This window comes from Paenibacillus sp. MZ03-122A, assembly GCF_024213325.1.
GTDB lineage: Bacteria > Bacillota > Bacilli > Paenibacillales > Paenibacillaceae > Paenibacillus > Paenibacillus polymyxa_B.
In genome coordinates this window covers 620,350-645,066 of the sequence record NZ_JANAVI010000002.1, presented here as the reverse complement: position 1 = coordinate 645,066, position 24,717 = coordinate 620,350, and the positions used below count along the sequence as shown (strand labels likewise).

At 47.6% G+C, this 24,717-nt stretch carries 20 protein-coding genes; 2 read left to right on the top strand and 18 right to left on the bottom strand.

Annotated features, from left to right (window positions below; translation table 11 throughout):
* Positions 1 to 190: 190 nt before the first annotated feature.
* From NLX74_RS06915 to ftsE, 7 genes are all read right to left on the bottom strand, one after another.
* Positions 191 to 574, bottom strand: a complete 384-nt coding sequence (locus NLX74_RS06915) for a hypothetical protein (RefSeq protein ID WP_029514546.1) — start codon at positions 572 to 574, stop codon at positions 191 to 193.
* 275 nt (positions 575 to 849) lie between these two features.
* Positions 850 to 1,407 (bottom strand): class I SAM-dependent methyltransferase, encoded by a 558-nt coding sequence (locus NLX74_RS06910; protein WP_023990616.1) that lies wholly within the window; start codon positions 1,405 to 1,407, stop codon positions 850 to 852.
* Positions 1,408 to 1,584: 177 nt separating this feature from the next.
* Positions 1,585 to 2,901 carry a PDZ domain-containing protein gene (locus NLX74_RS06905; RefSeq protein WP_254328305.1) on the bottom strand — a complete coding sequence of 439 codons (1,317 nt, stop codon included), beginning with the start codon at positions 2,899 to 2,901 and terminating at the stop codon, positions 1,585 to 1,587.
* Between the two features lie 164 nt (positions 2,902 to 3,065).
* On the bottom strand, positions 3,066 to 4,532 hold the full coding sequence (locus tag NLX74_RS06900) for a S41 family peptidase (RefSeq protein WP_061829953.1): 1,467 nt from the start codon (positions 4,530 to 4,532) through the stop codon (positions 3,066 to 3,068).
* A 206-nt stretch (positions 4,533 to 4,738) separates the two neighbouring features.
* Positions 4,739 to 6,022 (bottom strand): M23 family metallopeptidase, encoded by a 1,284-nt coding sequence (locus tag NLX74_RS06895; protein WP_254328304.1) that lies wholly within the window; start codon positions 6,020 to 6,022, stop codon positions 4,739 to 4,741.
* Between the two features lie 87 nt (positions 6,023 to 6,109).
* Positions 6,110 to 7,027, bottom strand: a complete 918-nt coding sequence (gene ftsX, locus NLX74_RS06890; RefSeq protein ID WP_013312238.1) for a permease-like cell division protein FtsX — start codon at positions 7,025 to 7,027, stop codon at positions 6,110 to 6,112.
* Positions 7,017 to 7,703, bottom strand: coding sequence for a cell division ATP-binding protein FtsE (gene ftsE, locus NLX74_RS06885; RefSeq protein WP_023990620.1), 687 nt, complete (start codon positions 7,701 to 7,703; stop codon positions 7,017 to 7,019). Before ftsE ends, ftsX begins: the two co-directional genes overlap by 11 nt.
* Positions 7,704 to 7,926: 223 nt before the next feature.
* Here ftsE and NLX74_RS06880 point away from each other — a divergent pair, with 223 nt between their 5' ends.
* Positions 7,927 to 9,345 carry a VanW family protein gene (locus NLX74_RS06880; protein ID WP_254328303.1) on the top strand — a complete coding sequence of 473 codons (1,419 nt, stop codon included), beginning with the start codon at positions 7,927 to 7,929 and terminating at the stop codon, positions 9,343 to 9,345.
* A gap of 71 nt (positions 9,346 to 9,416) precedes the next feature.
* On the opposite strand, the gene NLX74_RS06875 is transcribed toward NLX74_RS06880, so the two are convergent.
* Positions 9,417 to 10,574 carry an S-layer homology domain-containing protein gene (locus NLX74_RS06875; protein ID WP_254328302.1) on the bottom strand — a complete coding sequence of 386 codons (1,158 nt, stop codon included), beginning with the start codon at positions 10,572 to 10,574 and terminating at the stop codon, positions 9,417 to 9,419.
* A gap of 265 nt (positions 10,575 to 10,839) precedes the next feature.
* Between NLX74_RS06875 and NLX74_RS06870 the strand changes: the two genes are divergently transcribed.
* A complete protein-coding gene (locus NLX74_RS06870) occupies positions 10,840 to 11,628 on the top strand; it encodes an alpha/beta hydrolase (RefSeq protein WP_235306466.1) in 789 nt (262 codons plus the stop codon).
* A gap of 75 nt (positions 11,629 to 11,703) precedes the next feature.
* Here NLX74_RS06870 and NLX74_RS06865 read toward each other — a convergent pair whose 3' ends face one another.
* The 10 genes from NLX74_RS06865 to NLX74_RS06820 form a co-directional block, all read right to left on the bottom strand.
* Complete coding sequence (locus NLX74_RS06865) at positions 11,704 to 13,338, bottom strand: glycosyltransferase family protein (RefSeq protein ID WP_254328301.1); 1,635 nt, start codon at positions 13,336 to 13,338, stop codon at positions 11,704 to 11,706.
* A 103-nt stretch (positions 13,339 to 13,441) separates the two neighbouring features.
* Complete coding sequence (locus NLX74_RS06860; protein WP_254328300.1) at positions 13,442 to 15,043, bottom strand: ArnT family glycosyltransferase; 1,602 nt, start codon at positions 15,041 to 15,043, stop codon at positions 13,442 to 13,444.
* Positions 15,040 to 15,459 carry a GtrA family protein gene (locus NLX74_RS06855; protein WP_025721701.1) on the bottom strand — a complete coding sequence of 140 codons (420 nt, stop codon included), beginning with the start codon at positions 15,457 to 15,459 and terminating at the stop codon, positions 15,040 to 15,042. The genes NLX74_RS06860 and NLX74_RS06855 overlap by 4 nt, the downstream gene beginning before the upstream one ends.
* Positions 15,422 to 16,429, bottom strand: a complete 1,008-nt coding sequence (locus NLX74_RS06850) for a glycosyltransferase family 2 protein (RefSeq protein ID WP_025721702.1) — start codon at positions 16,427 to 16,429, stop codon at positions 15,422 to 15,424. The genes NLX74_RS06855 and NLX74_RS06850 overlap by 38 nt, the downstream gene beginning before the upstream one ends.
* A 23-nt stretch (positions 16,430 to 16,452) precedes the next feature.
* Complete coding sequence (locus NLX74_RS06845; RefSeq protein WP_254328299.1) at positions 16,453 to 18,912, bottom strand: cyclic di-GMP-binding domain-containing protein, MshE-related; 2,460 nt, start codon at positions 18,910 to 18,912, stop codon at positions 16,453 to 16,455.
* Positions 18,905 to 19,156, bottom strand: a complete 252-nt coding sequence (locus NLX74_RS06840; protein WP_254328298.1) for a hypothetical protein — start codon at positions 19,154 to 19,156, stop codon at positions 18,905 to 18,907. The genes NLX74_RS06845 and NLX74_RS06840 overlap by 8 nt, the downstream gene beginning before the upstream one ends.
* A gap of 447 nt (positions 19,157 to 19,603) precedes the next feature.
* On the bottom strand, positions 19,604 to 21,016 hold the full coding sequence (argH, locus tag NLX74_RS06835; RefSeq protein ID WP_254328297.1) for an argininosuccinate lyase: 1,413 nt from the start codon (positions 21,014 to 21,016) through the stop codon (positions 19,604 to 19,606).
* Positions 21,017 to 21,102: 86 nt separating this feature from the next.
* Complete coding sequence (locus tag NLX74_RS06830) at positions 21,103 to 22,338, bottom strand: argininosuccinate synthase (RefSeq protein ID WP_061829944.1); 1,236 nt, start codon at positions 22,336 to 22,338, stop codon at positions 21,103 to 21,105.
* Between the two features lie 70 nt (positions 22,339 to 22,408).
* A complete protein-coding gene (argF, locus tag NLX74_RS06825; protein ID WP_254328296.1) occupies positions 22,409 to 23,365 on the bottom strand; it encodes an ornithine carbamoyltransferase in 957 nt (318 codons plus the stop codon).
* Positions 23,366 to 23,413: 48 nt separating this feature from the next.
* The gene (locus NLX74_RS06820) at positions 23,414 to 24,676 is read right to left on the bottom strand and encodes an acetylornithine transaminase (RefSeq protein ID WP_254328295.1); all 1,263 of its coding nucleotides are present in this window, start codon (positions 24,674 to 24,676) and stop codon (positions 23,414 to 23,416) included.
* Positions 24,677 to 24,717 lie beyond the last annotated feature (41 nt).

Genomic DNA, 24,717 nt, shown 5'->3' with positions numbered 1-24,717 from the left:
CATATCCGTGCTTGAAATGTTCCAGCCGAAAACAACACCCTCTTTCTTTGAAACTGGATTTATAATATTACCTTAACACAAAGGTATATTGACATTTTTAACTATTATTTTAATTAGCTAGTATTAATTTCTTAAATAACCATATAGCTTGAGTATCCCAATAGCTCTTGCTCATCCACACTCGTCTTCCCTAGCGCACTTTATCCTTTTGAATAAGCTTATAATAGATGCGTGCAGGCTCTGATTCTCCAGTGGATAAAATGTATTCTGCCAAAGGCGCGCACAGCTTTTGGAGATAGAAGGAGTACAACAGCTCGGCCGTGTCAAAATGAATTTTCAGCACTTGCTTCATCAAGCCTTCGAATTTGGAGTAATCCAGTTCTTCCGGGGTAATATCAAACGGGTATTCAGGAAAGGTTTTTTTCTGAATTTCAACAAACTGCTCCCTAAGCTTCGGTTGATTGCCTGAACGGGCAGCCGAGAAATTCATCATAAAAAAAGATACAAAATCCGTCTCACGGTCACTTAACTTATAGTACTCACACCAACGCATGAATATCAACGGTTTTACCATATATAAATCTCCTTTAACAAAAGTTCAGATTTATCATGAATCTTACAAAAATCTAGCGGGTTCCATCTTATGTAATATATAGGTTAAGCCCCATTTTAAAATATGATTCCTTAAATGAATTTTGCTTTTTAACATATCCCCTTATCTTATATATCTATGAAAGTGTACAACAAAAAAAGACCGTTTCAGCATTTTAATGACGCTGACCAAGTCTTCTCATAATCATCCGTATATTCACATTCGTATTTATTCTAATCCTCTACATAGCTGCAAGGTTACAGGCTGCAAGTGAACACATAAGCGGGCGGGACATTGCAGTTTACCTTTTTAATCTGAATGTCAGCAAAAAAGGTGCGAAAAAAATTGTGTTTGACCTTGCTGTACTGGAACGTAATAAATTTGCCTTCCTGGCCCAAAACCTCAGCCGTTTGTCCCAAAATGAGGCTGGATAATGCAGCGGGCAAGCTGGTGAAAGGGAGCCCTGACACGACATAATCCACCTTTGGGACCTCATACTGTCGTATATACTGAGCTACATGCTCAGCCGATCCATGAATAATGTGTACCCTCTCCAAGTGTCCGTACTTGCTTTGTAGCGTTTTGTAAAACGATTCATTAGCTTCAATCACTAAAAGTAGCGTTTCTGGACGCTTGTTCAAAATCAACTCTTGCGTAAACACACCGGTTCCTGCACCATATTCAATAATGCACGATGCTTTGTCAAAGTAAATCGGTGTGGCAATTTGTTTGGCCAACTGTCTTGAGCTGGGTATAACAGCGCCTACGCTGCGTGGATGCCTGATGTACTCTCGAATAAAGTGGATCGCGTTCATCTTTTCCTCTCCCTGCTTGACACACATGATAGGCATTCGGTTCATCAACGCTTCTTATTACATATTCATTGTATACCGATCAGAATATTGATTTCAAGCAGGCTACTGTCGGCATATAAAAAGAGCGTAGCCTTATTCGACTCTAATCAAATAATGGCTACCCTCTTGTTGTAACATCTATTTGTCCACGGTATCCAAATGTGCCTTCTCTGCCTGCGATGCCTGTCCAGCTTTACGTTGGCGTGCGCCTATGTGCATGGCAACAATCCGGTAGATGGAGGCTGGCTGTATGGATACGGCCCAGCTCGCGTCTGCATCAGGTGCAAGCACAACCCCTAGCTGGTGATGATCGCCATCGTACATGCCTCGCTGCACAAACTTGCTCTCGCCCTGCAGATTGCGTACCTCCAGCTTACAAAAAGCAGAGTTGATCCGCAAGGCCTGGTGTAACTCGGCACGGGTATTCACAACAATCCCATTCACGCGGTAAATGGCCTCGCCCGGCAGTATGCCCATGGCTGTCGCCGGACTGTCTGGCAGCACAGCGAGAACACGCATCCCTTGCTCCGGATGGACAAACAACGGGCTAAGACGACTTTCCTCTATATTACCATACCAGATCAGCGCCTCATGAGCCAGAAAGGAGAATAACGCTGCTAACAATATCAGCGGACTCCACCATGCAGCCAGCAAGCTCAGCAGAAGTAAAGCCACACTGTACAGGAGCAAACGGTTCGAAGTAAGTACCGCCTTCTGTCGTGGTAGCTGGCCTAGCGTCACGCTGCTGAAGCCCATCAGGACTGGCAAGGCTGCCAGCATATACCCGGTTCCGGCATCGCCGCCGAACAAAGGTGTCCAGGGAAGCGTAAATCCTCCCTGGGTCGGTACCAGCAACAACAACGGAATGGGCCAGAGGTCTTCCATACGATAGCCGCCAACCAATCTTCCCCGTTTGCCCTCGACAAACAGCGGAGTGGCCGCCTTCCCCCCTTGCCAGCGAACCAACAGCGCCTCAGCCACATGCAGCACGGCGACCAACACCAACAGTGCTGGAATATCCAATCCGCGGATAGCTACTACTGATGTTCCGAGCGCTCCTCCAGGTTGCCAGCCACTGGCCACGTTTAGGAAAAATTGAACCACACCTAGCAGACCTACCGAATAAGCGAGACACAGGTAACGGACGCGTACCAGCATGAGCAGTAATGTCGCTACCCACAGGCATACGATGGAAGCCGAGTTCAGATGCACGCTGACGAACATTCCCAGAGCAGATAGCGCCATTCCAGCAAGCAAACCACTCCATACGACACGCCAGGTCTCTGAAGCCCAGCTATGCATTTTGGTATGAAATAGCTTGCGCTCCAGCAGCATTTGCCGACGATAACCAAGTGCTACAATGAGTATTGAGATATAATAAAACGGCTGCAAAAGCAGGTACAAGCAAGCATTTAAGACGCTCCATCCCCATTGTAATGCCCATTCCAAGTCCATTCACACTCCTTATGCCCCTGGCCCGCTGTATAGCGGATCACGTACATTTCATATCCATTTATTCTATATGAAATTGCCAACGTAGGGAAGACAAACCGACAGACTGCAAATAAATCCCAATATAAAAGGAGGCTGTTTCCAGCCCCCTTGTTGTAGCCTCACTATTATTTCGCTACGCTTGTCTTCATTTCCTTCCGAATCTCTTCAATCCCCTGCTTGAGTTGATTATCATTTTTCGGATCACGAATTTTCTCAATCAGCTTGGCTTCCATCGCTGCTGCTGTCTTCGCATCAATGATGCCGCTAGCCGTCAGCTTCGCTTGTTTTTGAAAAGCAATAACAGAGCTTTCAGTTACTTTGTCAAAATAGCCATCCTCGCGACCTGGGTTGTAACCCAAGCCTTGTAGAATGATTTGTGCATTTTTCACATCACTGCTATTCATATTGTATTTCAGGGACTTTTCCTTGTTCAACGGTGCTGCTGTGAAGTATTCAGGCTGTTCCACCGCGATATTCGGCTTAATCCCTTTTTTATGAATCCACGTTCCATTTGGCGTTAACCATTTGGCAATCGTGATTTTGAGCAGGCTACCGTCACCCATTTGTTTGTCATAGCTGGTTTGTACAGTACCTTTACCAAAGGAATTTTCCCCGATCAACACGGCACCCGCTGATTGCTGGAGAGCACCTGCCAGAATTTCGGATGCACTTGCGCTACCTTTATTCATTAGCAAAGTCACAGGATAATTTTTGCGTGAACCTTTGGATTTCTCTTCTTCACGCTTCTGATTCTTGTCTTCCACTTGTACAATCGTTTTGCCAGAAGGTACAAATTGCTGTGCAATATCAATGACGACGGAAAGCACGCCGCCCGGGTTATTACGCACGTCAATGACGAGCCCTTTAAGCCCTTGTTTTTCGAGCTTCGCTAACTCTTCCTTGAAGCGTTCTGCTGTATTCAAGGAGAACTGGGTGATCGTGATGACGCCTACACCGTCGCTTTCCATATGAGCCGTTACAGTTTCCATATCAATGTTGTCACGGGTAATCGTGTATTCGAGCGGATCAGGAGAGCCACTGCGCTGAATTTTGACTTTCGCCTGACTGCCTTTAGGTCCACGAATTTTGGAAACGGCCTTGTTTAGATCCAATCCGTCCAGTGTTTCACCATTAACAGACAAAATAATATCCTTAGAGCGTAACCCTGCCTTTTCAGCCGGGGAGCCTTTAATTGGCGTGACTACAACTACTTTCCCGTTTTCGGCCGCTACTTCGGCTCCGATCCCGGTAAAGGAACCTTCTATGGATTGCTCGAATTGTTGTGCAGTTTCTTTACCCATATAAGAGGAATACGGGTCACCGAGCGACTCCATCATACCATTGATGGCGCCATCCACCAGCTTGGTACGATCCACATCCTGATAATATTGTCCCTGAATCAAGTCCATCGCCGTCTCAATTTTGCGGATATCACTTCTGGAGGTAGAACTGCTACCTGTCACACTCGCCAGCAGTCCTTCGCCCAGAGCGCTGTTCCCTACTGTAGTCGTTCCAGTATAGGCAAAAGTGAGCAGACTGCCGCCAAGCAGCCCGATCACCATCAAGAGTATCGCTGTACTTTTTTTCAACATCTAATCGTCCACCGCCTTCTCATTATCTTGTATCCTATTGCCTTACAACGCATATCCATCCACGAAGTATACGTCTAGCTTGTACGGAATATGTTAATTGTATCCTACTCGGTGTCTCAATGCACATGTTCTTCATCGGATATTAACCATTACAGCAAAGCCCTATCTACAACCGTAATGGCTATAAATAGGGCTTACCTTATCTACTATAAATAGTTCATCGGATTTACAGGTTTGTTATTTTCGCGCACCTCAAAATGACAGTGAGGTCCTGTGGAATTGCCCGTCGAACCAACTTCTGCAATTTTTTGACCCCGTTTCACAGTCTGCCCGGTATGAACCACCGTACCGCCATTGCGAATGTGTCCGTATAGGGTCCATAGTCCGTCTCCATGGTCAATCACAACTGTGTTTCCATAGCCACTCCACCATTCGGCAACAATGACAACACCATCTTCGGCTGCATGAATATCGGTTCCCTGCGGAGCCGCCATATCAACACCTGTGTGGCCTTTAAGCTTGCCAGTAATCGGATGTACCCGCATGCCAAAAGTAGATGAGAGTCGGTAATGGGATACAGGTGAAGCCAATGTGCCCGTTCCACCTGTATACGTACTGGCTGCCGCATGGCTTGAATTTGAGGCGGCGCCTGAGGATGAAGATGCATATCGTTTGGCTTCAGCCGCACGTGCAGCCGCTCTAGCGCGTGCGGCTTTGGCAGCCTGCTCCGCTCTAAGCTTGTTCTTCTCCTGCACCAGACCCACACGTTTGTTAGCGAGTGCTACCAGCATGTCATTTTGCTCTTCGCTGATTTCATCTGACTCAGCAATATCATGATCGTAATTGGAAATCAGTCTTTGCTTCTCTTTTTCCTTCGAATTCAGTTCTGCTTTGGCGTCCTGCTTGAGCGCATACAGCTTCTTAGCATTTTTATATTCCGTGTCCAGCTGTTTCTTCTTGCTTACGACCAGTGCCTTGTCCTTTTTATGCTCGTCCAACAGGATTTGATCCTGCTCCACGATCGTTTTCAGGGAATCTACCCGGCTGAGAAAGTCACTAAAACTGGACGAAGACATCAGCACGTCCATATATGAGACGGTTCCATCCGTATACATCAAGCGCACACGGGTTTCCAGCATTTTTTCCCGTGACTGGATACGATCAATGGCCTCGGCTAAATCTTTTTTGGTCGCACGCAGATTATCTTCCGTTTGATCAATCTGAACCGCAACACGAGTCAGCTGATCACTGACGCTGTTAATCTGAGCAAGCACAATTTTGAGGTTTTGCACGGTTTTATTTTTGTAATGTTGGGCATACTGTTTATCTTGAGCAGCCTTTTTCTGTTGTTGCTTGGCAGATTGGGCCTGCTTTTCCAATTGGTTCAGCTGCGAATTGATTTCACTCATGCTTTTGGCATATCCGTCAGAAGGCTGGATTAGCAATGCGGCTACCAAGGTAGCGGCCAACACAGATCCTGTTTTTTTCAACTTGCACTCCCCATCCTTTATCGCAAAATAACACCGGGCTTCCCCGTTCTAATTGATATCGAACACGACGTCCAGCCAACGCTTCTTTTATACTTTTAAGAACTTGCGCATGGACAGGGTACTGCCAACAATTCCGACCAGCATCCCCAAAATAATCAGCAATGCACTCAACTGAATCCAAATGCCTTCAAGTGGCATAAGCTTCAACATATTCAGAGCTATATCGCCCTGAACGGCAGTCAGCAAACGCTGATAGCCAGTAAATAAAATACCTACCGTAATAAGGGAACCAATGAGACCAATAAGCGCGCCTTCGATAAAAAACGGCCAGCGTATAAAAAAGTTGGTTGCACCGACCAGCTTCATAATACCAATCTCTCTGCGTCGTGCCAATATGGTCACGCGAATCGTATTCGAGATGAGGAACATGGACATGATCGCCAGTCCGGCGACGAATATAAAGCCTACATTACGAATGAGCTTCGTAATCGTAAAGAGTGTCTCTACGGTGCCTTTTCCATAACGCACCTTTAAAATCGGCTTCTCAGGATGCAACGTATTCAGCTTCTCAATCTTTTCGGCCACAAATGGAACCGTTGTTGGTTCAATTACCTCTACCACAATTTTGTCCGGGAGTGGATTGCTGTCCTTGTCAAAGCCCTCCAGCAGCTCCTTGCCGCTGTCTCCCAAATCTTTACGCAGCTCCTCCAAACCCTGAGCTTTAGTCACAAAGGTCGTTTTGCTGATTTCCGGCATCGCCGCAATTTCCTTTTGCAGCGTTTCACGCATGTTCTGCTCTACATTTAGCTCCAGAAATACGTTAACCTCCACCTGACTATCTGCCTGATCAGCCAGGGAATTGACGTTGAGCACCAGCATGATAAATACGCCCAATATAAGTAATGACACAATAATCGAGGTGACGGATGCCACGGACATCCAGCCATTGCGGAATATGTTTTTGAAACCTTCCCGCACATGACGTAAGAAGGTGTTAAAAGTCATATCCGTACTCCCCTCTTACCTGATCCCTTACGATGTTGCCATTTTCAATGGCAATGACACGTTTACGCATGGAGTTCACGATGTCCTTATTGTGGGTCGCCATTACAATAGTCGTGCCCCGAAAATTAATTTCGTCCAGCAACTGCATGATCTCCCACGATGTTTCGGGGTCCAGATTACCCGTTGGTTCATCGGCAATGATCACGGAAGGATTGTTCACGATCGCCCGCGCAATTGCTACACGCTGTTGCTCCCCACCGGAAAGCTGGGCAGGCTCACGATTCATTTTTGTTTTCAAGCCAACCAGTTCAAGCACTTCTGGTACCCGTTTGCGAATCAGCTTCTTGGGAGCTTCAATAACTTCCATAGCAAAAGCCACATTCTCATAAGCCGTCAAACGCGGCAAAAGCCGGAAATCTTGAAAAATGACTCCGATGTTACGACGAACGTAGGGAATTTTACGCTGCTTGAGCTTCCCGATATTAAAACCATTGACTGAAATTTGCCCCTTGGTAGGTACTTCTTCTCTATAAATAAGCTTCATAAAAGTCGATTTCCCCGCTCCAGACGGGCCGACTACGTATACAAATTCATTACGGTCAATTCTGACCGATACTCCTTGAAGTGCGTGGGTTCCGTTAGTATAGGTCTTCCACACATCCTGCATTTCAATCACTCGATCACTTCCCGTTGCTTAATCATATTACGCATAACCTAATATCCATTCGACATATTCCATGCATTTCCTTTAAAAACTTCTCTATTTCATCATACCGTTTATCATTGTAACAAATTTGTTACCTAAATAGTACCGAAAGTTTTCTGCTTTTGGCACATATATATGAATATTATGGCACACGAATCGCTATCAAGCTTATCAGACAGGAGACATCTGCATTATGAAAAAAATTCATTTATCTGTCATTTGGATATGGTCTGGTGTTTTGGCGCTGGCCATGTTGTGGGGAGGACTTCATCTGTACGCCGACAGACAAACGCTGCCGGAGGGAGTGAGGGTCGGAGGAATAAACGTAGGAAGCATGGATCACACAGCCGCTCTTCGGCTGGTGGATAAAAAATTGGATGCATTGAAGCAACGTCCACTGCTTCTGACGGACAGTGACAGCAGTGCACAGGATATAAAACTTACACTCGGGGCAGCAGGGATTCATTATAAAGCGGAGGCATTTCGGAATGCCGTGAAGGCGCTCAGCTCGGAGCATCTATGGACTCGTGTTCAGACACGTTTTAGCTTCGAGAAGGAATGGTCTATCACATCTTTCCGACAGGAGGAGATATTAAGGGCCCAATTCGGAGCCGATTGGGAGGAGCAACGATACGGCATGCCTATCAATGCTGTGCGACAGATTGACGGGAATGACCAGGTTCGTTATATTCCGGGGCGCTCTGCCCGACGGCTGGATTGGCCCAGATTGGACGCCGCACTAGATAAGGCGCTGCCCAAGGATTTTACCGCTTCGGAAGAGCCAATACGAGTGGAATTACCTTTCCGTCAGCTGGAACCGAACATTTCGGTGGACAGTCTACGGAACGAAGGGATTGAGCGCAAAATCGTACAGTTCTCCACCAGTCTCGGCAGTAGCTCGGAAGGACGCGTGTATAACGTTAATTCAGCGGCAAGCACCGTTGATGGTCTAACTCTCAAGCCAGGTGACATATTCGACTACGGTCAATTGATTGCCAAGGCTGAGCGCACTCATGGCTTTCGTGAAGCTCCAGTGATCGTGAACGGTCAGTTGGAGTCCGGCATAGGCGGCGGGATTTGTCAGGTATCCAGCACGGTGTATAATGCAGCGCTGCGAGTCGGCTTGGACATTGTTGAGCGCCGCAACCATTCTTTGCCAGTCAGCTACCTACCCAAAGGTCAAGATGCGACTTTTGCTACAGGGTCCATTAATTTTCGTTTTAGAAACAATACAGGCAAGCATTTACTGCTTCGTGCCGCTGTCCAAAACCGAACGCTTACTGTTAAATTTTTTGGTACATTTCCATCCAATGTTTCGTATGAACTGGAATCCCATACAGTTCGCATACTTCCCATACCGGAGAAGAGACTCCGTAATGACTCACTTTCCCCCGGCTTCTATCAAGTACTTCGGCAGGGCAAAGAAGGGTATGTGGTAGAAACATTCCGGGTAAAAAAGGTAGACGGAAAAACTGTAGATCGCACCCGAATCAGCCGCGATACGTATCGAGCGCAGCAACGCATTACAGCTAGTTATGGCGGTGGCACATCGTCTGAGCCACAAACACGTGAACCCGAGAAATCTATTGTCGAGGACGGTATAAGCGAATAAACGAAAAATCCCCCTTCCACTGTCGACTGGACTTGTTCCAGACAGAGTGAAAGGGGGATTTTAGCTATAAATTACTCGCTGCGTTTACCCAAAACAGAAATTTCTACAGGCTCACTTTCGTTACCATCTGCATCTTTAGCTTTGATTACCAGCCTAACCGTTGCTTTTTGAGTAAGCACACTGATACTAAATGTGCCATCATCTTTGGCTACTGCACTACCGATAGGCAGTTCGTTGGAATAGGCGGTTACTGTGGAACCTGCTTTAGCTGTCCCCGTAATTGTACCTTCTCCATCATACACATTGTTGACTTTCAGTGCTCCCGTAGTTGCAACTGTGTCTGTAGTGCTATCTGTAGTCGTAGTCGTATCCGTAGTTGTGTCGGTATCTGTGTTGGTATCTATTGTTGTAGAGTTGTCCGTAGTCGTGCTATCTGTGCTGGTACTTGTGCTGGTATCTCCTGTTTCGCTGCCAGAAGTAGTTGACGTGTTACCATAAGTGGAATCTGTCACGTTGCTGTATGTGGAGTCCGTCACCGTTCCACCAGGAGTCGTCGTCAGATTATCGACAGAGCTCAGGTTGTAACCGGAGGCAGCGTCCAGAATAGCAATCGCCTCTGCACGAGTCAGCGACTTCAGTGGCTGGAATTTACCATCTGGATAACCGTTGATGATTTTTTGCTCCGCAGCTGCCGCTACACTTTTCTTCGCCCAAGACCCAATTTTGTTGGAGTCAATGAATTTAGTAACATCTGCTGCGTTACCCGCAGTCAGTCCAATAGCTTTGCCTACGATAGCCGCAGCCTCTTGACGTGTTACCTTACCATTTGGTTTGAGCTTGTTATCTGCATAGCCGCTTATGTAGCCTGCATTCACGGCACTTGTCAGCTCGTTGTATGCCCAGTGCGAAGCTGGAACATCTGTGAACGTTCTGCTTCCATTACCATTTACTTTCACACCACCCGCATATGTTACGTCTGTCACTGCTGGAGTTTCCTGTGTGAACGTTCCCAAGCTGCGATTCAAAAGAACAATAAATTCGGCACGTGTGATCGCCGCATCTGGTTTTACCGCCCCGTCCAATTGCCCTGTGGCTGACCAGCGTTGCACCTGATCTCCCGCCCAATGTCCACTTGTAGTTTGGGGAGCAGCTGCCGCTGCACTGAATGCGCTAAGAATAAGACCTGTACTCAATACACCTGTAACTGTGTTTCTTAACTTTTTTCCCATGCTATAAATTCCTCCTCTGATTGGATTCATCATTCTTTTTTAAACACTTTACCAGAAATCAAACCCAAATAACCCCCAAATTAAAAAAATCGTCCCATATAACCATACCCCCACCTAATGTAGGATAAATAAGAAACGGGACTTAATACCTAGTTATTCACTTGGATATGTATATTTAGACAGGCTAAGGTATACTGAATGAATACTCGGTCATATGCTGGAACACCGCAATGAGGTCACAAAACCCTAGGAAAGAGGTCTTCTTATGGCTCTTATTCAATGTCAGTTTTATTCGGAAGTTCTAGGCCTGAGCACATCCATGAATGTTATTCTTCCTCAGGCAACCCGTTCGCAAATTGGACTGGAGGGCAAGCAAGGAACCGGGCCACATCCGACGCTATATTTGCTGCATGGCCTGTCGGACGATGATTCAACCTGGTTGCGTCGAACCTCCATTGAACGCTATGTCGCCTCATTGGGCCTAGCTGTCGTCATGCCCCAAGTACATCGGAGTTTCTATACGAATATGGAGCAAGGAGCGGCTTATTGGACCTTTGTCAGTGAGGAATTGCCGGCTTTGGCACGTTCATTCTTTCCTCTGTCCGACAAGCGTGAAGACAATTTTGTAGCCGGGCTTTCTATGGGTGGATATGGTGCTTTCAAACTGGCACTCCAGCATCCAGAGCGTTTTGCAGCTGCTGCGAGCCTTTCGGGAGTCATGGATTTACACGCATCACGCACCGATCCTATGCAAAATGCGATGAGTCCAGCGGAATGGCTTAACATTTTTGGTCCAGATGAAATACGTGGAACGGATCACGACTTGCTGGAACTGTTACAACGTCATGCTGCCTTGGGGACCTCGCTTCCCCGGCTTTACCAATGCTGCGGCACGGAGGATTTCCTATATAAGGGAAATCAGGCTTTCCGTGAAACATGTAATACTACCGGAGTTCCGCTGACCTACGAAGAAGGTCCTGGGGCTCATGAATGGGGATACTGGGACGCGAAAATTCAGGATGTACTGGCGTGGCTACCACTCAAAGAGCACTAAACAGGTTAAAAAAATCCCCGCAGCTTCCCTCATCGCACCATGGCGAAGGGATAGGCTCGGGGATTTTTTTGCACATTACGGATTTGTCGTGGTCTCCGTCGATGGAGATTCTTTAGTTAGTGACTTGGGTAGCACCTTGTACAAGCGCCACTCACCGTTAAACTCACGTTCAAGCTGGACCCATGGAGCGCCTTTTTCATATAAATTCGGATATACCATATTGATTTTACTCAGTGGCATGCCTGACATGATCTTAGGTACAAGGACATAATCCACATGGTTATCCTGCGGATAACTTAATGCCTTATTGAACGAATAATCACTGGTGATCAGGAAGCGTTTGGGATATTGGCTGTAGACAATCATGGTGTAGGCTGAGGCCGAATCGGTCATAATGGTAGACTTCGGCAGATGCTCATCCAACCAGACGGCAATCTTACGATCTGACTCCTGTCTCACATAGTTCACATTACCCGTTCGTGTGAGAAAGCTGTTCTCATCCGGTGCAATATCCGGGCGAGTCAACGCATAGGAAAGTAATCCAGCGGTAAGCAGCAGACTGACGGATACCAGGCCAAAGGCTGCCCTCCGCCATCGTCCCTGAAGCTGGCTCAGCTCATAGGGCAACCAAGCTACAGTAATTGGGAACACGTACATAAAATAACGAAACCACCCATACGAAGATTGCTTCATCATGAGTAAAAACTGCAACCCCGGCACTGACAGGAACAGCAGCAAAATAATCAGTGTTCCCCATCGGAACAAGCGTCCACTTAACAGACGAATGAACAGAATAGCAAACAACGGTACCGAATACCAGAGTGTTTTGGAAGCAATAAATTTCAAGGCCACCAGCGGATTGGAGAAAATCTCTACAAACTTATCATCATTCAGAAGCTCTGCCGATTGGGCTGTGTTCGAATACTCCGAATTCAGGAAGTAAAAAGCATTCCCCATAATGAGATAGTTGAAGAAAATCCACAACAGCCCGGAAAAGACCACGGGGAGCAGAAGCAGTAACCAAGTTGCCTCGACCTTGTGCAATTTTTCTCGCAAGGCCAGCTCACGTCTGCCCATGTTTCGATGTAGAAACAGGATCGCCAATACCACTCCACCCGCCATTGCCACGCCCAGAGGAACCGCTTCATAACGAGTCCAGAACGCCATGGCAAGCGCTAATCCAGAAACAATCAGACTTGCCGTCATGCGATCCTTGAGCCACAATGCAAACTCAATCACCGTCATCATAATGAAATATATGTATAGCGAATCGCTCAGCCCATTGGCACCAAACAGTAAAATAAACGGATTCAGTGCATACAGCAGTGCCAGCATGATGCTCATCCCTGAGCTAAGCCCTGTTCTGACCCCCGCCCGATACAGCAGCATAGCAGTCAAAGCGGCAAAGGTAGCACTAAGAATGACAGCAGCCAATCCATAGGTGGCTAATGCCGGAAAGATTGGATACAGCAGTAGAATCACCATTTCCAGAAGACTAGGTAGTGGATTCCAGATAAATCCGATTGCGCCCAGATGCGGGTCACGGCTGTACAACACATAAAATGCATTAGCTACGCGACTGAGCGCGTCTGTGTGCATATATCCCAGAACATAGCTGAAATAGATGCCCGCAGACAACTCCAACGCAAGTATAAATACAAACAGACCTATAGCCATCCATCTGCTTGCAGACCATTTGCGAAAGGACATTCCTCTCGTTCCCCCTCAAACTTCTTGCGGTGATACAGCTGTAGCCCACTCACACCCTACAGCTGTATTCTTCGCTCCGCTACGATGCACTAAAATATAATAATTATTTCGATTCTTCATGCTTTATTTTGTACAGTCGCCACTGCCCGTCAAAGTCATGTACCAGTGAGGCCCACGACGCTCCCTTTTCGAACAAATCAGGATAGTTCCGATTTACCTGATCCAGCGATACCCCATCCACCAAGCGCGTGATCAACACATAATCCACCTTGGAAGCAGGCAGATCCACTAAAGATTCCCCAAAATCAAAATCACTCGTAATCATAAACTTCTTCGGAATTTTGCTGCTCAAAATGATCGGATAGGCGGCATAAGAATCTGTCAAAATGAGAGATGTACCATAATGCTCATCCAGCCACGGCGCTATTTTCCGCTCAATAATTTGACGTTCGTAGCTTTCATTACCACTATGCGTCAAATAGCTGTGTTCATCTGCTGCAATCGCGGGGTTCGTCAGTGCGTAGGATAACAAGCCTGCTGTTACCAACATTCCTGCTGTTACCAGAGAGATTCCGATCCCCCTCATTTTTCCCTTCAATAAACTTAGCTCATACGGCAACCAGGCAACCGTAATCGGGAACACATACATAAAATATCGGAACCACCCAAAAGAAGAATGCTTGAGCATCAGCAAAAGCTGAAGTCCAGGCACCGATAAAAAGATTGCTAATAGCGTAAGCGTGCTCCAACTCAACAGACGTTTGTCCAACAATCGTATGAGCAAAATGGCAATCAACGGAGCAGCATACCATAAGGTTCGTTGCCCGATAAACTTTAGCATCAGCACAGGGTGGGCAAACATGGCCACAAAGCGTTGATCCTCTAACAAAGCCGCTGATTGTGTGGAATTGGAATATTGCGAGCGTAAAAAATAAAGCGGATCGCCCATGATAATCCAGTTAAAAAAGAGCCACAGCAGACCGGAAAAAACAAGTGGCAACAACAATAGAAGCCATGTCGCTTCCACCTTGTACAGGCGCTCTTTTAAAGACAATTCCGTTCTAACCCTCTCTCTGTTTGTACGCCATCTATGCAGAAAAAAGATCGTCAGCAATACACCCAAAGCCATCGCAACGCCAAGCGGAACCGCTTCATAGCGTACCCAAAAAGCCAGTGCAAGCGCAAAACCGGATACGATCAAATTCGCCGCCTTGCGGTCCTTCAACCACATACAAAATCGACTCACTGTCAACAGGATGAAAAAGATATATGGCGAGTCACTTAAACCGTTGAAGCCAAACAGAAACATAAATGGATTCAGTGAAAATAATAGCGCAATCAGCAAGCTGGTTGCACCGTGAAGCCCCAACTGTTTGCCCGTCGCATACAATAATGCCCCGCTCGCCCCTGCAAACAGGCTGCTCACAATCACTGCCGCCAGCCCGTGGGAAGCGAGTGCTGGAAATAAAGGATAAAACAACAGCACAATCAGTTCCATCAAACTGGGCAGGGGATTCCATACAAACCCGATAGCACCCAAGTGTGGGTCACGACTGTATAGCACATAAAATGCGTTAGCCACTCGACTGAGCGCATCGGTATGCATATAACCAAGATACCATGCAAAATACACGCCCACGGCCAGTTCAAGAGCAGTAATACAAGCAAACAATGATAGAAATTTTCCGTGTTTTCTTAAAATCATGAAACCTCTTTCTGACGCTGTTGCGGAACGGAGAAGATCCAGTAGCGGTTCCAGAAATAATTATGAACAGGCACGATGATGGTAGTTAGTACTTCACCGATCAGATACGACCAACCGATCCAGTGAATGGTCACGTACATCAGAGCAGCATTTAAGAGCAAGCCACAGGTACAGACCAATAAATATTTAAGAAACTGGGTGCGACTTCCCTCGCCGGTAGGCTCGAACGTCCAGTTTCGGTTCAGCACATACGAAACGAGCAATGTAACCACGAATCCGATTGTAGTAGCCGTTACTGCTGGTACCGTAAACAACTCCACCAGCAGCACAAGCACACCCACATGGATACCTGTACCTAGCAACCCCACAATACCGTATTTAATGATTGGATACTTTAGATATGAACGTCTGATCATGTTGATTAAACTCCCTGTCCACCCACAATCGGTCAGCATTCGCCCGTTTATCTGCTATCAGATAGCGAGGCCTAGCTTTGACTTCGTGATATATGGCGGCAATATATTCTCCTACCACTCCAATCGACAGCATGAGTACACTGCCAATAATCAAGAGCAGCAAAATCACAGTGGTAAAACCGGTCACAGCGTCACCCGTTAATTTGCGCATTAAGGTCTGAATCCCCAATACGACTGAAATCAGCATAAAAATGAGGCCCATCAGACTTACTACCCGCAACGGTACTGTTGAAAACGAAACGATCGCTTCTGCTGCCAGTCGAATCAGCCCTAACGGACTCCAGCGGCTTGGCCCCTCTTCGCGTGGAGCCACCCGGAATGAAATCTGGGTTTTGCGGAAACCTAGCCAGGCTGTCATCCCGCGGAAAAACGGCATCCGCTCTGGCATCGCCATCCAGGCATCCACCACTCGTCGATCCAGTAGCTTATAATCGGAGGCATCCTTGAGATTAAAGCCCGTCAAGCGGTTCAGGGTCGCGTAGAACAATGAAGCACCGAGCTTTTTGCCCACCGACTCTTCTCCCCGAAATTCTTTCACACATTCGACCAAATCATAACCTTCATTTTGCCATAAACGTACCATTTCTCCAATCATTTCAGGAGGATGCTGCAAATCACCGTCCATGACAATAATCGCATCGCCAGAGGCATTTTCCAGACCTGCGCACAACGCCAGCTCCTTACCGAAATTCCGACTCAGCCGGAGCGCGAGCAAAGAGGGCATACGACGGGACAATTCGGACAGCTTGAGCCACGTATCGTCTTTGGAACCATCATCTACTATGATGAGCTCATAGCGTGAGGTGACAACAGACAATACCCCATCAATTACCTTAAGCGACCGCTCGAGATGTGAGCTTTCATTGTACATGGGAATGACGACGGATAAAAAAGGTGTTTTTGTCTCCATTCTTGCTCCTTCTTTCTTCATATTCAGGAGGACTGTGCCGGGGTATCATCCAAGTCGTGCATATCGGTCAGACCATGCGTGGTCTTCTCCCAATAGAACGGCTTGGTAATGAGCTGCCAAGCTGCTTTCACCGCAGCTATACTCATAAGTACCCAATATAACGGCGAGAGTAGCCCGTATTTGACCATCGCGTATGAAAATGTTCGTTCACCGCGCTCTTCCAGTTCCCCGATGACCCAATACATTCCGGCCACATTACTGAATACGAACAGAAAGTTACCGATATAAAACTCCGCACTGGCCAGGTAATACACATAACCCGGGAATAGCTTGGGAATAAAGGACAACTCCCAGCCAAACCATAAAATAAGCAACCCCCAAAAAATCGGATTCAGCAACGGCAACATCGGAGTTGCCAGAATCATCACCTGAAAGCCGAAAAAGCCTTTCCAGCCCACTTCGCGCACCAGCTTAACCGGATTTCGCATATGAACCAGCCATGTCTGCATATACCCCTTGATCCAGCGTGACCGCTGACGAATCCAGTTGCCCACGCGGCTGTTAGCTTCCTCCCATGTGCGGGAATCGACAATAGCAGTTTTGTAGCCGCCTTTATACAGACGTATGCCCAGATCAGCATCCTCGGTTACATTGTAGGGGTCCCACGCATTAATATCTTTTAATACAGATACCCGAAAATGATTGGATGTGCCGCCTAACGGAATTGGGGTATCTAACTGCATAATACCCGGCAGCAGTAACTCGAACCACATACTGTATTCTTGAGTGAACCAGCGGGTCAGCAGATTTTGTGTACTATTAAAATAGTTGAGCTTCGCCTGAATACACGCATAATGCTCAGGGAGTGAATCGAACGCTGCAATGACCTTTTTAAGCTGATCAGCGTCGGGACGATCCTCAGCATCGTAAATCACGACAAACTCGCCACGTGCCCGAATAAGTCCGTAATTACATGCCTTCGGCTTGGTTTTCGGCAAACCGTCTGGAACGACTAGTGTCGTGTAATAGGCCGGTAGCTTCATTTCCCGAAGTAGCTCAATCGTCTCTATGTCGTCCTCTTCAATCAGCAGCCGCACATCCAGCTTGGACTTTGGATAATCCAGTTGCTCCAAATTCCGCAATAACATCGGAAGCACGCCCGCTTCCTTATACATAGGTACAAGAATGGTATAGATCGGCAGTTTCTTTTCATCCATGGCGTCAACCTCTTCCTTCGTAAAACGAAGCTGTGCCCCACGCCGGGAACCGAGATAAATGATGCCAAATTTAAATAGCGTCATCGCAAAATAAAACAGCTGAATCATCATATTGATGATCAACACCGTTTTCCAACTGTTCCAGAGGAGACCGAGCAGTGTAATCATACCCATGGCCGCGAACACCCAGAGCTGTCCCTTTGTAAAGGTCGTCCGTGCTGAATTGTGTGGTTCTTTTTCCAATAGCCCGGTCGTGCTCTCCTGCATCATTTCTTCACCGTAGATTTTACCCCAGAGCTGCTCCATCTCTTCCTTCGTAGCGAGCACCTGCTCTACCGGCATACCCAAAATTTCCTCCAGCTTCAAGCGTCGCTCTTCTGGCAGCGGATCGCTGACCGCCACAATATAACGGTTCATATATTGATGGATGACGACCACGCCATATGCCATCGCCACTTGCTCGGGTAGTTTATACGCCGCATCCAGCGCGAGCTCCTCACCAATTCGCCCGATTCGGTTCTGTGTAGCAATCGCGCGGTACAAGTCCGCAGGTTCCAGCATTTGCAATGATAGTAAGATGTCTCCCAGTAGTCCGCCGCTCTTCGCCTGGAACTCCAGTGCGCGCTCCAGTTGTTCCGGTAATATATAGCCGGAACGAACCAGCATATCGCCTAGGCGCTCCTTGGACTCATCGCCGCCAACCTGTTCCTGTAGCTGCTCGGCTGTAATGAAGCCCATTTCTACAAGAATATCGCCCAGCCTGCCACCGTAACGCTTCTGGTTGCGGATGGCATCTGTCAGCTGATCGCGGGTGATCATCCCGTTCTCCACCAGTTGATCCCCCAGACGGGCCTTGCCGTTTCGTCCGCTCTTCGTTCCTCTTACTGCCTCTTGGCCTTCCGTACCAGGGATACTGGAAGCAGCGCCCATAGCGGTTCCTGTCGCTACCTGTTCCTGCCCAGATGCATATTGGACTTGAGCCTCCTGCACCTGTCCATCCTGTAACCCTTCATCCAGCAATTGTTCCACAGCTGCTGCTGTATCATTGGCGTTCTGTATCGCCTGGATACGAAGTTCTGTATCCTGAAGTCGCCGTTCCAACTCTTCGATATGAAAATCAAGCTTGTACAGTTCCGGGGCCTGCTCTAACCGCTGAGCCTCTAGCTGTTGTTGCAGTTGTTCGATTCGCTGACGCTCTTCTTTTATTCTTCTCTTGGTTTGGCGAATTGAAACTCCTCCAACCTGCCATCTAAGCTTGTCACCCATGAATTCCCGCCCTTTCAATCCAGCGCCGCTCTTCCGCAAGCGCATCCGCAAGCAGCTGCTTTAACTCCCCATCCCGCTGCTTTTTCCGTTCCAGCGCCGCGTGGAAAAGTTCCCGCTCCTCACGCAGTAACTCCTCCGCTTGCACCCGTTCCTCATGCAATGAAGATATCAGTTGATCGGCTTCAGAAGCGCGATAACCGATCCAAGCGCTCTTTAACTGACGCGCTGTCCTTTTAGTTCTCATAATACCTCCCTGGATCATCCCGACTCTGCCTTCAGCTACGTCGCTACTTTAGAGCTTTTACTTACCGTTCTCCCAAAACCAGGACATACCTATGTTCTCATTCAAGCCCTTCATTTACACATTTATGAAATTCGCCTGTTCAAAAGAGCCCCTAGTAACTTGACATTTACTTATTGAATATAGTTCTTGTCCTATTAAATTGGTAATTCGATGAAAAACTTAGTGCTATTCTACCATAATCATCATAGGTGTAGTATACAAAAATGTAAATTCTAGAAACTTTCATACCAGTGTATTAATAGGTATTTGGAACTATGAATTAATGCCCCAAAAAACACAAAAGACACCGCGAACGGTGCCTTTGAAACTTAGATTGCTAATTCCTTAAAATTTGATTTTACACAGCATCCCGCTGCTATGCAAGAGAATAATATCTTTCTTTACTGATTAATTTTTCGGCTTGTGCCCTTCAAACCATGTTGATGTATTCGCCAGGAGCTGTTCACTGCGCCCAATAGCTGCCTGTACCTGCCCGGTAGCGGTTCCGCCATATACATTCCGTGCATTCACTACCGCTTCTGGTTGAAGTACCTCATAGATACGCTCGTCAAACAGATCCGAAAACTGCTGGAATTCGTCCAGTGTCAGATCAAGCAAGTATTTTCCATGCTGGATGCAATACAGTACGGTTTTGCCAATGACCTCATGCGCCTGACGGAACGGGAGCCCTTTGCCGACCAGGAAGTCCGCAATATCCGTTGCGTTGGAAAAATCCTGATTGACTGCTTGACGCATACGATCCTTGTTCACCTTCATCGTGGCGATCATCGGTGCGAACAGTTGCAAGGCTCCTTCCAGCGTGGCAACGGTATCGAACATCCCTTCCTTGTCCTCCTGCATATCCTTGTTGTATGCCAGCGGCAAGGATTTCAGTACGGTCAACAAGCCCACGAGGTTTCCATAGACACGTCCGGTTTTACCACGTACCAGCTCCGGTACGTCCGGGTTTTTCTTCTGCGGCATAATACTGCTGCCTGTGCAAAAAGCATCATCCAGCTCGACAAAACCAAACTCCGTGCTACTCCATAGCACCAATTCTTCGCTCAGACGAGACAAATGCGTCATAATCAGCGAGGCGCCAGCCAGGAACTCTACGATAAAATCCCGGTCGCTGACGGCATCTAGGCTATTTTCATATACGCCATCAAACCCCAGTTGCTCGGCTACAAAGTGACGGTCGATCGGAAAAGTGGTCCCGGCCAAAGCGCCAGCACCGAGCGGCAACACGTTAATCCGCTTATAGCTGTCTTTGAGTCGGTCAATATCACGCTCCAGCATAGATACATACGCCAGCAGATGATGTGCAAATAAAATAGGCTGCGCACGCTGCAAGTGTGTGTATCCAGGTACAATCGTGTCCAGATTATCCTTTGCCTGGCCGATTAATGCAGCTTGTACGTCATGCAGCATACCCACCAGCGATACCACACGTCCTCGCAAATACAAGTGCATATCCGTTGCTACCTGATCGTTACGACTGCGCCCCGTGTGCAGCTTACCTCCGACCGGACCAATGGCCTCGATTAGATTTTTTTCGATATTCATGTGAATATCCTCATCCGAAACGGAAAATTCAATTTCCCCACGGCGGATACGCTCCAGGACCGTTTGCAATCCTTCCTTGATCGTGTCTGCATCCTCCTGCGGAATAATTTCGCATTTCCCCAGCATGGCCACATGAGCCAAACTACCTTGAATATCTTCTTCCGCCAACGCCTGATCAAACCCGATAGAAGCCGTATATTCCTCTACCAACTTGTTCGTTTGCTTCGTAAACCGTCCGCCCCATAGCTTACTCATTGCATGATCCCCTCTCTGCAATACAAGCCGCCCTCGTCGTTTGGACAAGAACGGCCCGCATTCCGTACATTTTTTAGGTTACATCATTATTTATGATTTTGTGTTACGCCTGCGTTGACCTTTAAACGCAGAGCATTCAAGCGGATAAAGCCTGTTGCATCGCCTTGATCGTAGGCTTGTGTCGGGTCGGCTTCCATGGTTGCAATGTCCGGGTTGTACAAGCTAACCGGGCTTTTAACGCCTGCGCCGATAACGTTGCCTTTGTACAGCTTCACGCGCACGGTACCACTGACATTTTTCTGACTTTCATGAACCAGAGCCTGCAAAGCGACACGTTCTGGTGCGAACCAGAAACCGTTATAAACCAAGGTAGCATAACGGGTAATCAGACTATCACGCAGATTCATAACCTCGCGATCCATCGTGATGGATTCCATTTTGCGGTGAGCAGTGAACAGGATCGTACCGCCCGGCGTCTCATAGACTCCCCGACTTTTCATGCCGACAAAACGGTTCTCTACCATATCCACACGTCCGATACCATGCTTGCCGCCGAGCTCATTCAGTTTTTCCATCACTTGCAATGGACTTAGCTGTTCTCCGTTCAAAGCGACGCAGTTACCTGCTTCAAATTCCAACTCCAAATATTCTGCTTCATCAGGAGCGTCCTCAGGCGCGTTGCTGAGCAAGAACATTCCTTTATTTTCAGGAGCACTTGGATCAAACCAAGGGTCCTCCAGCACGCCGCTTTCATAGCTGATATGCAGCAGATTACGGTCCATGGAGTATGGCTTGGCTGCAGAAGCAGTTACCGGAATGTCGTGTTTTTCCGCATAGGCAATCATTTCTGCACGGCCCGGGAACTGATTGCGGAACTCTTCCAGCCGCCAAGGTGCGATCACCTTGATATCCGGCGTCAACGCCGCCGCGTTCAGCTCGAAGCGTACCTGATCGTTACCTTTGCCTGTTGCCCCGTGAGCAATGGCTGTTGCTCCCTCGGCAATCGCAATATCGACCATCCGCTTAGCGATCAATGGACGTGCAATACTCGTTCCGAGCAAATATTGTCCTTCATATAAAGCACCCGCCTGAAACATCGGATAGATAAAATCCTTGGCGAATTCATCACGCAGATCATCAATGTACACTTTGGAAGCCCCTGTAGCGAGTGCTTTTTCCTCCAAACCGTCCAGTTCTTCCTTTTGACCGATATCTGCGGTGAATGCGATGATTTCAGCATCATAAGTTTCTTTGAGCCATTTCAGAATGACCGACGTATCCAGACCGCCGGAATATGCGAGTACGATTTTTTCTTTTGCCATTGTTGAAGTCCTCCCCGAATGCTTCTAGCCTTTATCTTCTTTACCTATCAATACCTATCAATCTTAAATCTTATGCCATTAAAGCAACTAACAGCGCTTTTTGCGCATGCAGACGATTCTCTGCTTCATCAAAGATGACCGAATTCGGACCATCGATTACACCTGCACTTACTTCTTCCCCACGATGCGCAGGCAGACAATGCAAGAATAAATAATCCGGCTTCGCCAGCTTGACCAGCTCCTCATTCACCTGAAAGTCGGCAAAAGCAAGCTCCCGCTCCTTCTGCTCTTCCTCAAACCCCATGCTCGCCCACACATCTGTGTAGATCGCATCCGCATCTTGTACTGCTTCCTGCGGACTCTGAGTTATAACGATCTCACTCCCTGTCTGTTTGGCAATTTCACGGGAAGCTGCGACCACATTCGGGTCGGGCTCGTAACCAACTGGACTTGCAATGGACACATGCACTCCAAGCTTTGCTCCCCCAATTAAGAGGGAATGAGCCATATTGTTACCGTCTCCGATGTAAGCCAATTTGAGCCCTTTTAGCTTACCCTTTTGCTCATACAAGGTTTGATAATCAGCCAGCACTTGGCATGGATGCGCCAAATCACTCAAACCATTGATCACAGGAACGGACGCATAACGTGCCAACTCTACCACATTATCGTGTCCAAAGGTACGAATCATAATGCCATCCAGATAACGTGACATGACTTGAGCCATGTCGCTAATCGGTTCGCCGCGTCCCAGTTGAATGTCATTTTTGCTGAGGAAAAGGGCATGCCCGCCCAATTGATACATACCGACTTCGAAAGATACCCGTGTACGTGTAGAGGATTTTTCGAAAATCAGTCCGAGCGTCTTCCCTTTTAGCGGCTGATAAGTTTCCCCGTTTTTGTGCTTACGCTTAATTTCAATGGCGAGATCAATTAAATACTGGATTTCCTCTGGAGAGTAATCGTCCAGCTCCAGGAAGTCCCGTCCTTTCAAATTCATCTGCTGCAGTGCGCCGCTCTGGCTCATGCTATCGTCTCCTTTTACACTCTAGTCTATGATAATTTGGCCTTTACACTAAGCCACATGCTCCCGAATCAATTCAGCAATCAAGGTTACAGCCTGATCTATTTCGTCTTTCGTTACATACAAGTTAGGCAACAGACGAATCACGTTCGGTCCTGCTGTAATGAACAGAATGCCCTTCTTCTGTCCTGCCAAAACAAGCTCCGCTACCGGTTCCGCACACTCAATACCAACCATCAGACCTTTTCCACGGATATCCTTTACAAAAGGGCTATCTCCAAGCTGCTTTTGCAGACTATGGAAAAGGTAATCTCCCATCTCAGCTGCACGTTCTGTTAGCTTGTCATCAATAATCGTTTCAATAGTAGCTTGAACCGCTGCCATAGCAAGTGGCGTACCTCCAAAGGTAGAACCATGACTGCCCGCTGTGAACGCTTCACGCAAATATCCTTTGCCTAGCATCGCACCCACAGAGAAACCACTGCCCAGTCCTTTCGCCAATGTAAAGATATCCGGCTCTATACCATAATGCTCAAAGGAAAACAGCTTGCCCGTCCGTCCCATACCTGTTTGTACCTCGTCAATGATCAGCAGCAAACCATGCTCGCGGCACAGCTTTGTAATCACATCTACGAAAGCAGGGTCTACCGGATACATGCCACCTTCGGCCTGCACCATTTCCAGCATAATTGCCGCCGTATGCTCACTAATGGCTGCTTCAAGAGCCGTCTGATCATGAAGCGGAACACTTTTGAACCCGGCAGGAAGCGGTAAAAAGCCCTCTTTAACTTTGTCCTGACCCGTAGCGGTCAAGGTTGCCAGCGTCCGTCCGTGAAAGGATTGCGTGAACGTAATGATTTCGTAGCGACCGGTCTGCTTTACCTTCTGGTGGTAACGACGCGCCAACTTAATTGCAGCTTCGTTCGCTTCGGCCCCGCTGTTGCAGAAAAACACGGCATCTGCGCTGCTATTGGCTGTCAGCAAGGCAGCAGCCCGTTCTTGCCCCGGAATATGAAACAAATTGGATACATGCCACAATTCATCGATCTGTTTTTTCAATCGTTCAGCTACTGCTTGAGGCGCATGGCCGAGATTGGTAACGGCAATGCCTGACATGAAATCCAGATAACGCTTGCCCTGATCATCCCACAGCCAGCTTCCTTGTCCTTTCACCAGTGTAAGCGGGTATCTTGCGTAGGTTGGAAAAAGGGAGCTTTCTGTCTGCGCTTTTGCCGACACCTTTTCCGTTTGCACTCCGCTTCCATCCGTACTTGGCATTTCCTCGCTCACCAGCGTATTCGGTTCCTTACTCATTATGTTCACGCTCCTTTATCGTTTGGTTATATAGGTCGAGC